The sequence below is a fragment of the Gordonia shandongensis DSM 45094 genome, from assembly GCF_000423025.1.
GTDB classification, from domain to species: Bacteria; Actinomycetota; Actinomycetes; order Mycobacteriales; family Mycobacteriaceae; genus Gordonia; species Gordonia shandongensis.
Genome location: NZ_AUHE01000005.1, coordinates 67,419 through 80,110, shown reverse-complemented (window position 1 = coordinate 80,110; position 12,692 = coordinate 67,419). Strand labels below are relative to the sequence as shown.

The following is a 12,692-nucleotide window of genomic DNA, read 5'->3' as shown; positions in this document are numbered from 1 at the left end:
ATGAACTGGATCAGATACGGCGGCGCCTACCTGGGGGCGCTGATCGTGATGACGGTGGTGTACATGATCGTCGCCGAGATCATCGACGGCGTCGGCGGGGTGGCCGTCATGGTGCCGGTGATCGCGGCCTACTACACGTCGGAGAGGTTCGTGAAGGACGCCGACAGGGTGCCGACCCCCACCGAGCGGTGGCACCTGCTGGGACTCTGCTTCGCGATCTTCGTCGTGGTGCAGATCGTCCAGCTCGGTGTGGTCGCGGCCATCTGGCCCGATGCGGCAGCCGAGTTGACCGGCACGGTCGGCGGCGGGACCCTCGCGGTACTGCTCGTCGGCGCCTTCGTCCTGGAGTTCGCACTCATGTGGACGGTATTCAGGTTCGCTCCGAAATCGACGCTGTCGAAGTTGACGAGGGCTCGGCAACGCAAGGCCGCCAGGAAGGCGTCCGGGAGCGGAGACTGACCCGGGTCGGGGTCGTCGGTCAGTCCTTCGAGGATCCCGGTGATCGCGGTGCCGGCGGCGCGTGTGGCCTCGGTGACGAGCTGCGCTTCGCCGAGTTCGAACGGGTGGTACGACGGATCCTGGTCGTACCCGCCGGCCGCGCCGACGACGACGGCGGCCACCCCCGCGAGGAGGCGGCCGCCGTCGCTGCGACGTCGACGTCGATCAGGCCGGAACCACGAGTCCCGCACCCTGGGTCTTGGCGCGAGCGAAACGCTCGGCGGCGTCGTCCCAGTTCACGACGTTCCACCAGGCCTTGACGTAGTCGGGCTTCACGTTCTGGTAGTCGAGGTAGAAGGCGTGCTCCCACATGTCGAGCATGACGACCGGGATCAGGGCGGCCGACGTGTTGCCGCTCTGGTCGGTGAGCTGCTCGATGACGAGACGCTCGCCGATGGTGTCGTAGCCGAGGATCGCCCAGCCGCTGCCCTGCAGGGTGGTCGCCGCGGCGGTGAAGTGCGCCTGGAACTTGTCGAAGCCGCCGAAGTCGCGGCCGATGGCCTCGGCGAGGTCGCCGGTCGGCTCGCCGCCGCCGTTGGGCGACAGGTTCTTCCAGAAGATCGAGTGGTTCGTGTGACCGCCCAGGTGGAACGACAGGTTGGCCGACAGTCCGAAGACCTTGCCGGCGATGCTGCCGTCCTCGCGCGCCTCGGCGAGCTTCTCCAGGGCGGTGTTCGCGCCCTTCACGTAGGTCGCGTGGTGCTTGCTGTGGTGCAGCTCCATGATCTTGCCGGAGATGTGCGGCTCCAGAGCGCCGTAGTCATAGTCCAGGTCAGGCAGAGTGTAGTCAGCCACGATGGTCCTCTCAGTGTGAAAACAACTAACAGTGTGAAAAGTGAAGATCCGTACCCGGGTCCAGTTCCTACATTACGTAGACCCGCAGTCTTTGCAAGACGTGGACCCGCGGACTCTGCAAGAGGGGCCTCGCGCCCGCTTCGCCGGGTTTCCTACAGGAAGGCCACCACACCGATCGCCACGATGATCACCAGGCTGCTGACGGCGGTGACGATGAGGCGGGATCCGGCGACCAGGTCGCGTGGCGATTCCGCCGACCCCATGTCGTGACGTGCTCGGATCGAAGGACCGGTCATGAATGGATCACCCCTCAACAGCGCGCGTGATGCTCATCACATCAAGTGTCGTGGACCACACTACGTCGTGTGCGCGACGGCGGCCAATCGGGGTGGCGACGTACCGTGGAGGCATGAGCCTCTTCGACAGGATCCTGGCCGCCTCGGACGTCAAGCGGACGATGGTGTCGCCCGAAGAAGCGCTGGCCGGTCGAGACACCCCGATGTCGGTCCCGACCGAGCACCTCGTCCTGCACCATCCGCTGCGCGGCGAGACCGACGGGGACGGCGCCCACGGGGCTGAGGACGGTGCCCACGGGGCTGCGGGCATCGGGACCTGGCCTGCCGGTCTGCGCGCGGTGGTCCTCGCCGGCGGCTGCTTCTGGGGGTTCGAGGAGATCTTCTGGCAGTTGCCCGGTGTCTACTCGACCGCCGTCGGCTACGCGGGCGGATACACGCCTAACCCCACGTACGAGGAGGTCTGCACGGCCCGCACCGGGCACGCCGAGGCGGTCCTGGTGGTCTACGACCCGTCCGAGCTGTCGTTCGACTCGTTGATGGCGACCTTCTACACCTCGCACGACCCGACGCAGGAGATGCGTCAGGGCAACGACATCGGAACGCAGTACCGGTCGGCGGTGTTCGCATTCGCCGACGACGAGGTGCGCACCGCGGTGGAGACCGCACGCCGCTTCGAGCCCGTCCTGCGCGAAGCCGGTTACGGTCCGGTGACCAGCGAGATCGCGCTGATGTCGGACGCCGGCGACGGACGCTTCTACTACGCGGAGCCCTACCACCAGCAGTATCTGTTCACCAATCCCAACGGTTACCGCTGCCACGCGACGACCGGGCTGACGGTTCCCGCGGGTGACGGTGACTGACACGATCTCGCTGGAGCAGTGGAACCGCACGGTGCTCCAGCGCCAACACCTGATCGACCGCGTCGACGAGGACGCGATAGAGGTGATCGACCGCTGCGTCGGACTGCAGGCGCAGGATCCGCAGGCGGTGTTCTACGCGTTGGCCTCGCGCATCGTCGACTTCGATCCCGCCGACCTCGACGACCTGCTGACGTCGCGCGAAGTCGTCCGGATGGCACTGCTGCGGGGAACGCTGTTCGTCATGGACGGGCTCGACGCCCGGTGGATGCGCGCACTGCTCGCCCCGGTGCTGGCGGCGGGAACCCGCAGTCACGCGCGTCACCTGGCGGCGGCGCAGCCGGACGAGGTCGCTGAGATCGGCGCCCGGATCGTCACAGACGCGGCCGAACCGATCACCGTCGCCGCGCTGCGGAAGGGGTTGGCGCGGCACTGGCCCGACGAGCCGCCGACCGCGATGGCCGCCGTCGTCCGCGGGCTGGTGCCGCTGGTGCAGACCCCGCCGCGTGGCCTGTGGCGCCGGTCGGGGACGCCGCGGTACGCGCTCCTCGACGACTGGATCGGTCCCGGTGATCCGGCCGTGACCGGCGACGACGCGGTCCGTGATCTGATCAAGATGTATCTGCGCGGTTACGGACCGGCGTCGGTGAGCGGAGTGCAGGCGTGGTCGGGACTCACCGGCCTCGGCCCGATCATGGCGGACATGGAGGCCGACTGGGAACTGACGGCCATGACCGGTCCGCAGGGCCAGACGCTCTACGACCTCGACGGGCTGGGGTTGGCCGATCCGGGGAGCTCCGTTCCGGTCCGGTTCATCGCGCCCTACGACACCGTGGTCCACGCCGCCGGCGACCGTGTCCGGGTGGCCGATCCCGAGGTGTACGCGCGAACCGTCACACGCAACGGGATCAGCCCGGGATTCGTTCTCGTCGACGGCCGTCTCGCCGCTACGTGGCAGCTCGACGGCACCGAGGTCCGACTGCGCGAGCTGCGGGATCTGACGCCGTCGGAGCGGCGGGAGTGCGAGCGGGAGGCCGGGGCGCTGACCCGGCTGGGCGCGGCCACCGCCGGCTGACCGCGTGAGGACTCGATGCCGCCGGGGCGGGGCCGTCAGACTCCGGTGCGCGGGTTGCGCTTGGTGATGAAGTACCGGCGCCCGATCGGGTCGGCCATCTCGACGGTCTGGTCGCCCGAGGTGACGACGGTGGCGCCCCAGTCCTCGTGCCGGTCGACCTCGTCGGGGACGTTGGTGGCCGCCACCGCGAGGAGGACGATCGGCGTGTCGACCGCCGTCCGTCGGATCACCACCTGCAGCGACAGTCGTGGCCGCCGGGTCAGCGCCACCTCGTCGAGTCCGTCGGTGGGCGGTGACTCCTGACCGGTGAGCTCGGCCCAGAAGGCGACCTCGGTGTCGAAGGTGTCGGCCGGGACGTCGAACCACAGCTGGTCGATGATGCTGATGCCGCCGCCCGGCCAGCGGATCGGCCGGGCCTTGGCCGTGTCGTCGGCTCGGGACGGGACGAGGCAGAAGACACCGCCCGCGGGAGAGCGGAGCGTCACGTGGGCGTCGGCGCCGTGATCGGCGACGAGGGCGGCGCCGAGTGCGACGGCGTGGTCGGCGGCGGCATGCGGATCGTCCACGTGCAGATCGAGGTGCATTCCGCCGGGTCCGTCCTCGATGCGTTGTACGCGGAGGTAGGGGGCGCCGTTGAACGGTTCGAGCGTCGCGAACTCCATCGCATCGCCTCGCGGCGGGGAGACGGTGCTGCCGGAGATCGCGCGCCAGAACGTCACTTCGGTGCCGAACTCGTCGGCGGGGAAGTCGAAGAACGCGGTGAGCCAGCGCACGTACATGGTGCTGAGTCTAAGGACTCAGAACGGCCTTCGGGGCAACTCGAAAGTAGCGCTTGAGAGTTTCGTACAGCGTGTTGTCCCCAGCTTGTCCACACCCCGGCTGTGGATGAACAGCGTGAAGTTTACTCGTCAGTAGAGGGGCGGAATGGTGACCAAAGGCCCAACGGCAGCACGAGAATGTGAGCCGCAACATACATATGCGCGCCACGACCTCGATGTATCCACAAATCCACAATGTTGTCCACAGGCCGGTGGTTGGTGTGTGTCGCCCAGATTCTGGCACTCGATGTTTTCTGATCACCCATTGTGGATAAAATTATGCAGGTCAGCATACGGTGGACGGGGGTGCCCGTCGGCGACCTCCTGTGGTAGCGCCGAAGGGGCATGCGCGACCACGCCGACGGCGGTCGCGATGAGGCGTCGGGTCCCATGCGTCCGGGGTCTGACGGCGCATCCCCTCGCTGCCGGACGCTTTGTGGAAACATGGGAGGCGTGAGCATGGACGAGATCGAGACGGTCGAGGTCGGGGACCTTCCCGACGACTTCACCGACGTCACCGATGCGGTGCTGCTGGACGTCCGTGAGAACGATGAATGGTGTGAGGCGCACGTGCGCGGCGCACTGCACATCCCGCTCGACGACGTGCCCGCCCGAATCGACGAGATCGACCTCGAGTCGGAGCTCCTGGTGGTCTGCCGGACCAGCGGACGATCGTTCCGACTCGCCCAGTACCTGTCGATGCGCGGAATTCCGGGCACCGTGGTGAAGGGCGGCATGGTCGCCTGGCAGGGGCACGGAAAGCCGGTCGACACCGGCCCCGAGGGCATGGACGGGGGATCGGGCGCCTGATGCTCGACGTGTGTCCCGCCTGCCGTATTCAGGCGCCCCACCGTGCCGATCGGTCGGCGTGCCCCCGGTGCGGCGGCCCGCTGACCGTCGTCGACGCGGATCCTCACGCCGCGGCTTCAGTCCGTCAGGCCCCCGCACCCACTCAGATCCCCGCACCCACTCGGGCCCCCGCATCGCCTCAGACCCCCGGGTCCCCTCATGCCGCCGGGCCGCAGCGTCCGACGGCACCCGTCCGCCGCCCGCCGGCGCGGCCGCGACTGCGGTGGGTGGCCGACCGTCCGCCCTCGGCCCGGCCGGCGCCGCCGCGTCCGCCGCTGCGTCGCGGCCCCGAGAGCACTCCGGCGTACGACCAGATCCCTCGGTGGGGACTCATCGATCCGCCGCCCGCGACCCCGGACGACCGCGCACCCGATGATCCGGTCGCGGTCCTGCCGCGTGTCCTGCGCCTGGTGGCATGGACGTTCGCCGTGGCGGCCCTCGGCCACCTGATCCGTTACGCGGTCGTCGTCGTCAACCGGAGCGTCCCGGTGTCGGCGTGGCTCGACCTCGTCTCGAGCACCCTGGCGGTGGTGGTCGGCGTGGCGGCGATCGGCGCCATGATCGTCGGCCTGATCGGCTTCGCCCGCTGGCTCCTCACCGTCCGCGCCCGCGTGTATCGCGCGGCCGGTCTCCGTGACGAGCGTCCACGCTGGCAGACGCTCGCGCTGGCCGTCGTCCCGCTGCTCAACGTGGTCGGCGCCCCGATCGTCCTGACCGAGGCGGCCCTGTGCACCTCCACCGTCGTGCGCACCCGCGAACGCATCACGCGCATCGCCGTCGCCTGGGGGCTGGTCACCCTCGTCGCCCTGATCGCCCTCGCATACCGGATCGGGGCGGCCGTGTCCGATCGCCTCCAGGTCTCCGGCGACGCACTGGCGATGGTCACCCTCACCTTCGCGGTCTCCGCGCTCTTCGCGCACTGGGCGTCATCGCGGCTGCCCGCGCTGTTCGACGACGTCGAGACCGACCGCGAACCCGCCCGCCGGTTGGTGGTGGCGTGAACACCGGCGTCTCGCGTTCGGGGAAGCCCGCCGTCGTCGCGCACCGCGGTGCGTCGGGGGAACTCGCGGAGCACACGCTGGCCGCCTATGAGCTGGCCCTCGACCAGGGTGCCGACGGCCTCGAGTGCGACGTTCGGCTCACCGCCGACGGGGAACTGGTGTGCATCCACGATCGGACGATCGATCGAACCTCCGACGGTTCGGGAGTCGTGAGCGAACTGACCCTCGCCGAACTGCGCGAGTACGACTTCGGGTCGTGGCATGCGGGCGGGCGTGCGGCGCACGTCCTGACCCTGCGTGAGCTGCTCGAACTGACCCTCGACTGGCATCGACCGGTACGTCTGTTCATCGAGACCAAACATCCCGTCCGCTTCGGCAGCGAAGTCGAGCTCCGCCTCCTGGAGATGCTGCACGAGTTCGGCGTCGGCTCGCCCCCGTCCGCCGACCACAGCCGCGCCGTGGTGATCTCGTTCTCGGCGGCGGGCGTGTGGCGGATCCGCCGGAGCGCCCCGATCCTGCCGACGATCCTGCTCGGTGACACCGCGCGGATCATCGGCGGCACCGCGGCGACGGCGGTCGGCGCGACCGGCGTCGGACCGTCCATCGAGACGCTCCGGGTGCACCCGGACCTCGTCGACCGGGCGGCCGCGGCGGGCCGCGTCACCTACTGCTGGACCTGCGACGAGCGGCCCGACGTGCAGTTGTGCGCCGACCTCGGCGTCCGGTGGGTCGCCACGAACCATCCGGCGCGTGTACGCGACTGGTTGGTCACCGTCGACTGACCGGCGGAGGGAACACGCACGTGCGCTGCCGCGCCTCCGGGAGTGCGGCGGGCCGGGATGAGAAGCTGGACGCATGGGTAAGAAGAGCAAGCGCGGCAGCGGCCCGCGTCCGGGAAGCAATCGAGCCGAGCGCGTCGCCGCGCGGAAGGCGCGTCAGGCAGCGGCGGCGGCCGGTCCGGTGCGGCCGTTCGAGGGTCTCGCGGCCGAATGCGATCTGGTCGCCATGCGGGCGTTCATCGCCTCGGCGACGGCACCGGTCCCGTTCGCGTCCGGCGTCGACGCCGGACGTCCGGTGGAGTTCGCGACGGTCCTCCCGGGGGCGGTGGCGGCCGACGTGCGGGCGAGCGGCGGGCTGGCGGCGCTGCAGACCGATCCGGAGCCCGCGGAGCCCGGCACGGCCCTGGCCGATGCGATCACGTGGGCGGCCGGCGCAGGCGAGGGCGAGACCTACCCGGCGGCACGATCCGGAGGCGACACGTCGCTCGCCGACGTCGTCGATCCGACCGCGGGCCTCGAGATCACCGTGCACGACGACTTCGCGTGGTGGTTCGCCGACGACGCGGACGTTCCGGCCGAGCTGGCGGCGATGCTCGAGCGCGCCAACGCGACCATCCTGCCGACGGCACGGCTGCGCCCCAGCAGCGGCGTCGGCGCACCCTGGTGGGTCGACGCCGGCGACCGCGCGCACCTGCGGTGGGTGCGTCCCGAGGACGAGGACGCCTTGATGAACGCACTCGCGCGCGTGCACGCGGACGGCGGGTTGACGCTCGGTGAGGGATCGCGGTTCGCGGGATCGTTCCGCACCCACGGTCTGGTGGTCCCGGTCTTCGACCTCGACCCGGACGCTCACCACGAGGAGTGGCAGGACGGAGTGGAGGCGTTCGACGCGGCGATCACCGCGGCGCTCGACGACACCTCGGACCTCACCGCCGCCCAGCGCGGCTCGCGCGCCGGGATCATCGCCCGGCAGGTGACCCTGCGCTGATCGTCCGCCGGCCCGGCGGCGTTCACGAGACGGCGCCGGGTCCCGATCGCACCAGCTCGTCGGGCAGGTCCTCGCCGCGAGCGAGGTATCCGAAGAACGCGCTCGTGGAGTCGCCGGGGATCAGGGAGTCGCCGTCCGCCGTCACCTGGTCGCCGTCCGCGGGCGCCGTCGTCGTGACGGGGTTCCCGCGCAGCTTCCAGGCGAGCCAGGCGAGATGCCACAGGTGGTCGCCCTCGGCGACCGTCACCGCGTCGACGGCGCCGCCGACGAACGGGAACAACCGGAACGGGTTGAGCAGCACCGAGGGGCTCGTGGCGCGAGACATCAGCGCCGAGAGGAACTTGCGCTGATTGACGACGCGTTCCAGATCGGCGTTGGGGAACGCCCGTGTCCGAACCAACCCGAGCGCCTGTGCGCCGTCGAGCTTCTGGCAGCCCGCCTTGAGGCGCAGACCCGCCTTGGGGTCGCGGAGCGGACGGTCGAGACACATCTCGACGCCGCCCACCGAGTCGACGAGGCTGTCGAAGCCGCCGAATCCGATCTCCGCGTAGTGGTCGATGTGGACGCCGGTGAACCCTTCGACGGTCTGCACCAGCAGGTTGGGGCCGCCGTTGTTGAACGCCGAGTTGATCTTGTGGCTCCCCATCCCGGGGATGGGGACGTACAGGTCGCGCGGGATGCTGACCAGGACGGCCTTCCCGGTCGTCGGCAGGTGCGCGAGCATGATGGTGTCGGTCCGGGCGCCGTCGGCGTCACCGGTGGCGAGTTTGTCCCGATCGGCCTGCGTGAGGTCGGCCCGCGAGTCGGTGCCGACGATCAGCCAGTTGGTGCCGGGCGTGTCGGCGACCCGGCCGGGATAGTCGGCGAGGGCGTCGACCCGGTGGAGTTTGGTGTCGTAGTAGAACATCAGCGCCACGGGCGTGATGATCAGCACGAGCAGGGCCACCAGGAGGATGCGGCCGAGTCGGAATCGGCGCCGCCGACGGGGACGGCCGGGCGGGGCGCCGCCGGAACCGCCTCGCGGGGGTCGGCCGGATCCGCTCCGCGGGGGTGGCCGACCGGGCGGCGGGGGTCGCCGCCGCGGGTCCTGAGGGCCGGCCGGGCGTGGACGCGGAGCGGATCGTCCCGGAATCGGCTGCGGCTCCTGGCGCGGCGCGTAGGTGCCGTCGCCGACCGGCGGCGGCCCGGCCGGATTGCCGGGAGCCGGATTGCCGGGAGTCGGGCGGCCCGGAGGCGGGGCCGCGGGCTGCGCCGACCAGGCCAGTGGGGGACGGTACGCGTCCTGCGGAGCGCCGCCGCGGGGTGCGGGTCCGGCATCCGGACGACCCTGCGGCGCCCCCCGGGGCGGACGACCCGGGGGAGGGGGCGCCTGCGGGGGTCCGTCGACCCGGCGCATCGGCCGCTCTCCCGGGGCGGCGCGTCGCGGACGCCGCGAGTACGGCGGCTCGGGTGGCTGCGGATTCACTCCGACCACGCTACCGGTCGAGTCTGGTGTCTTCCTTAGAGTCGCCGGGCCCGCGTCGGTCGAACGACCGAGCGCGCCGTCAGAGCATGCGGTGCGCCGCCCGCCCGGCCTGTCGCCCGGTGAACAGGCAGCCGCCCAGGAATGTGCCCTCGAGTGCCCGGTAGCCGTGGAGGCCGCCGCCGCCGAAGCCGGCGGCCTCGCCGACCGCGAGCAGTCCCGGCACGGGGGAGCCCCCGGCGTCGAGCACCCGACCGGACAGATCGGTCTGCAGACCGCCGAGCGTCTTGCGGGTGAGGATGTTCATCTTGATCGCGATGAGCGGCCCGGCGTCACGGTCGAGGATGCGGTGCATGGGCGTCGTCCGGACGAGGTTGTCGCCCACGTATGCCAGCGACCGGCGGATACCCTTGATCTGCGGGTCGGTGGAGCGGGGGTTGAACGCCTCGCGGTCGCGGTGCGCGATCTGCCTGCGCAGTCCGGCCGCGTCGATCAGGCCGTCGCCCGTCAGTCGGTTCATCTTCGCCGCGAGCGCCTCGACCGAGGAGGCCGTGACGAAGTCCGGTCCGCGGTCGAGGAACGCCTGCACGGGTTTGGGGACGTCGTCGATCGCCCGATTGGCCAGGTAGAGCGGCAGGTTCTTGGCGGTGAGCTCCGGGTTCTGTTCGGAGCCCGAGAGGACGAACTCCTTCTCGATGATCCGTTTGTTGAGGACGAACCACGAGTAGTCGTGGCCCGATCTCTGAATGAGTTCCAGGGTGCCGAGGGTGTCGAAACTCGGGATTCCCGGGGAGGGGAAGCGCTCGCCCTCGGCGTCGAACCACATGGAGGTCGGCGCCCCCAGCACCCGGATGCCGTGGCCGGGCCAGATCGACGAGTGGTTCCGAATCCCCTCGGTGTAGTGCCACATCCGGTCCCGGTTCACCAGACGCGCGCCCGCTCGCTCGGTGATCCCGAGCATCCGCCCGTCGACGTGGGCCGGCACGCCCGTGCTCATGTACGCAGGCGGTGTGCCCAGCCGTGCCGGCCAGTTGCGGCGGACCAGATCGTGATCGCCACCGATGCCGCCCGATGCGACGATCACCAGCGGTGCGTGGAAAGCGAAGTCGCCCGCGCGCTCCCGTGAGCTCACCCGCCCGCGCGGCGCCGAACTCGGGGCCAGCACACTGCCGCGGATCCCGGTCACCTCGCCGCCGGTGACGACGAGTTCGTCCACCTGGTGGCGGAACGCGAAGCGGACCAGGCCGGCACGCTTGGCCTCGCGGATGCGTCGCACGAACGGCTCCACGACGCCGGGCCCGGTGCCCAGGGAGATGTGGAATCGGGGCACGGTGTTGCCGGGAGTCCCCGGTCGGCCGTCGCCCCGCTCCGCCCAGCCGACGACGGGCACCCACATCATCCCCATGCCGGCGAGCCACGAGCGTTTCTCGCCGGCGGCGAACTCCAGATACTTCTCCGCCCACCGCCGAGCCCAGTAGTCCTCGCCCGAGGGGTCGTGCGGTCCGCGGTCGAAGCCCGCGGTCGCGAACCAGTCGCGCCGTGCGCGTTCGGGGGAGTCGCGGATGCCGGCGAGGCGCTGCTCCGGACTGTCGACGAAGAACAGGCCGCCCAGACTCCAGTGCGCCTGACCGCCGAGGTTCTGGCCCGACTCCTGATCGACGATGAGCACCTTGCGTCCGCGGTTCACCAGTTCGCACGCCGCGACCAACCCCGACAGTCCGTGGCCGACGATGATCGCGTCGGCGTCCTGCGACGGGCCGGCCGATGCGAGACCGGCGCCGGGCGCGACCAGCGCCGTGGCGATCGCGGCGCCGCCCGCTGCGAGCGCTTGGCGGCGAGTCAGGACGGGGTGGGAGACGGGGGACGGGTGCGCGGGGGAGGGGCGATCGGGCAGCACGGGTGGGGGCCTTTCACTCGCGGCGCAGGGGGCTACAGGGAGGAAGGTGTGGCGCACGCGCCAAGTGCGACGTGTGGACCATCACATCACAGCCGGGTGCCGACCGAGCGAGTGAGGTGGGGGTCAGGGTGCGGTGAGGCGATCCACGCCGACGAACCGGGCGAGTTCCTCGGGCAGCCGCACCGAGCCGTCCGGCTGCTGGTGGTTCTCGAGGATCGCGACGAGCCAGCGCGTGGTCGCGAGCGTCCCGTTCACGGTCGCCGCGATCTGCGGTTTGCCGTTCTCGTCGCGGTATCGCACCGCCAGGCGCCGCGCCTGGAACGTGGTGCAGTTGGATGTGGACGTCAGTTCGCGATAGGTGCCCTGCGTGGGAACCCAGGCCTCGCAATCGAACTTCCGGGCCGCCGAGCTGCCCAGATCGCCGCCGGCGACGTCGATCACGCGGTAGGGCACGTCGATGGCGGCGAGCATCTCCCGCTCCCACGCCAGGAGTCGGAGATGCTCGGCCTCCGCGTCCTCCGGTTTGCAGTAGATGAAGCCCTCGACCTTGTCGAACTGGTGCACGCGGATGATGCCGCGCGTGTCCTTCCCGTACGATCCGGCTTCGCGACGGAAGCAACTCGACCAGCCCGCGTAGCGTTTCGGCGTCGACAGGTCGATGATCTCGTCCTTGTGATAGCCGGCGAGGGGCACCTCGGAGGTCCCGACGAGGTACAGATCGTCGTCGTCGAGGTGATACACCTCGTCGCTGTGCTCACCGAGGAATCCGGTGCCGTCCATGATCTCCGGTTTCACCAGCACGGGCGGGATCATCAGGGTGAAGCCGTTGGCGGTGGCCTTCGCCGCGGCGAGGTTGAGCAGCCCCAACTGCAGCATGGCGCCGAGACCGGTGAGGAAGTAGAAGCGCGAGCCGGACACCTTGGCGCCGCGTCCCATGTCGATGAGGCCGAGCGACTCGCCGAGCGCCAGGTGATCCCTGGGGTCGTCGATGGTCCGCGGCTCGCCGACGTGCTCGAGGACCACGTAGTCGTCCTCGCCGCCCGGGGGCGTCGCCTCGGAGACGAGGTTCGAGATGGCTCGATGGGCGGCGGCCGACGTCGCCTCGGCCTCGTTCTGCGCGGCGACGGCGGCCTTGACGCGGTCGGCCAGACCCTTGGCCTTGCCGAGCAGCTCCTGCTTCTCGTCGCCGGACGCCGTGCCGACGAGCTTGCCGAGCGACTTCTGTTCCGCCCGCAGGGTGTCGGCCTCGGCGATGGCCGAGCGTCGCGCCGCGTCGGCGTCGAGGAGCTGGTCGACGAGGCCGGGGTCCTCGCCGCGGGTGCGCTGCGATGCGCGCACCAGGTCGGGGTTCTCACGCACGATCTTCAGGTCGATCAC

General features: G+C 70.5%; 13 protein-coding genes. 7 read left to right on the top strand and 6 right to left on the bottom strand.

The annotated features are described in order from the left end of the window. Complete coding sequence (locus G528_RS0108020; RefSeq protein ID WP_026918524.1) at positions 1 to 459, top strand: ABZJ_00895 family protein; 459 nt, start codon at positions 1 to 3, stop codon at positions 457 to 459. A 204-nt stretch (positions 460 to 663) separates the two neighbouring features. Here G528_RS0108020 and G528_RS0108015 read toward each other — a convergent pair whose 3' ends face one another. Further along, entirely contained in the window at positions 664 to 1,293 is a 630-nt protein-coding gene (locus G528_RS0108015; protein WP_026918523.1) for a superoxide dismutase, read from the bottom strand. A 152-nt stretch (positions 1,294 to 1,445) separates the two neighbouring features. Further along, positions 1,446 to 1,589, bottom strand: a complete 144-nt coding sequence (locus G528_RS18420; protein WP_156890390.1) for a hypothetical protein — start codon at positions 1,587 to 1,589, stop codon at positions 1,446 to 1,448. A 113-nt stretch (positions 1,590 to 1,702) separates the two neighbouring features. On the opposite strand from G528_RS18420, the gene msrA reads away from it, so the two are divergent. Together msrA and G528_RS0108000 are read left to right on the top strand one after the other, a co-directional pair. Then, positions 1,703 to 2,449, top strand: coding sequence for a peptide-methionine (S)-S-oxide reductase MsrA (msrA, locus tag G528_RS0108005; RefSeq protein WP_026918522.1), 747 nt, complete (start codon positions 1,703 to 1,705; stop codon positions 2,447 to 2,449). Continuing rightward, the gene (locus G528_RS0108000; protein WP_026918521.1) at positions 2,442 to 3,521 is read left to right on the top strand and encodes a winged helix DNA-binding domain-containing protein; all 1,080 of its coding nucleotides are present in this window, start codon (positions 2,442 to 2,444) and stop codon (positions 3,519 to 3,521) included. The genes msrA and G528_RS0108000 overlap by 8 nt, the downstream gene beginning before the upstream one ends. A 35-nt stretch (positions 3,522 to 3,556) precedes the next feature. On the opposite strand, the gene G528_RS0107995 is transcribed toward G528_RS0108000, so the two are convergent. Further along, on the bottom strand, positions 3,557 to 4,300 hold the full coding sequence (locus G528_RS0107995) for a VOC family protein (protein ID WP_026918520.1): 744 nt from the start codon (positions 4,298 to 4,300) through the stop codon (positions 3,557 to 3,559). Between the two features lie 498 nt (positions 4,301 to 4,798). Between G528_RS0107995 and G528_RS0107990 the strand changes: the two genes are divergently transcribed. The 4 genes from G528_RS0107990 (at position 4,799) to G528_RS0107975 (ending at position 7,956) form a co-directional block, all read left to right on the top strand. Further along, the gene (locus G528_RS0107990) at positions 4,799 to 5,149 is read left to right on the top strand and encodes a rhodanese-like domain-containing protein (RefSeq protein WP_026918519.1); all 351 of its coding nucleotides are present in this window, start codon (positions 4,799 to 4,801) and stop codon (positions 5,147 to 5,149) included. A gap of 266 nt (positions 5,150 to 5,415) precedes the next feature. Further along, positions 5,416 to 6,189 (top strand): DUF4328 domain-containing protein, encoded by a 774-nt coding sequence (locus tag G528_RS0107985; protein WP_169515238.1) that lies wholly within the window; start codon positions 5,416 to 5,418, stop codon positions 6,187 to 6,189. Continuing rightward, on the top strand, positions 6,186 to 6,971 hold the full coding sequence (locus tag G528_RS0107980) for a glycerophosphodiester phosphodiesterase family protein (protein ID WP_026918517.1): 786 nt from the start codon (positions 6,186 to 6,188) through the stop codon (positions 6,969 to 6,971). The genes G528_RS0107985 and G528_RS0107980 overlap by 4 nt, the downstream gene beginning before the upstream one ends. A 73-nt stretch (positions 6,972 to 7,044) precedes the next feature. Further along, entirely contained in the window at positions 7,045 to 7,956 is a 912-nt protein-coding gene (locus G528_RS0107975) for a DUF5926 family protein (RefSeq protein WP_026918516.1), read from the top strand. A gap of 22 nt (positions 7,957 to 7,978) precedes the next feature. Here G528_RS0107975 and G528_RS18415 read toward each other — a convergent pair whose 3' ends face one another. The 3 genes from G528_RS18415 to serS all read right to left on the bottom strand — a co-directional run bounded on the left by G528_RS18415 (position 7,979) and on the right by serS (position 12,692). Further along, a complete protein-coding gene (locus G528_RS18415; protein WP_026918515.1) occupies positions 7,979 to 8,902 on the bottom strand; it encodes an LCP family protein in 924 nt (307 codons plus the stop codon). Between the two features lie 598 nt (positions 8,903 to 9,500). After that, the gene (locus G528_RS0107965) at positions 9,501 to 11,210 is read right to left on the bottom strand and encodes an FAD-binding dehydrogenase (RefSeq protein ID WP_211220614.1); all 1,710 of its coding nucleotides are present in this window, start codon (positions 11,208 to 11,210) and stop codon (positions 9,501 to 9,503) included. A gap of 228 nt (positions 11,211 to 11,438) precedes the next feature. Beyond that, positions 11,439 to 12,692 (bottom strand): serine--tRNA ligase, encoded by a 1,254-nt coding sequence (gene serS, locus G528_RS0107960; protein WP_026918513.1) that lies wholly within the window; start codon positions 12,690 to 12,692, stop codon positions 11,439 to 11,441.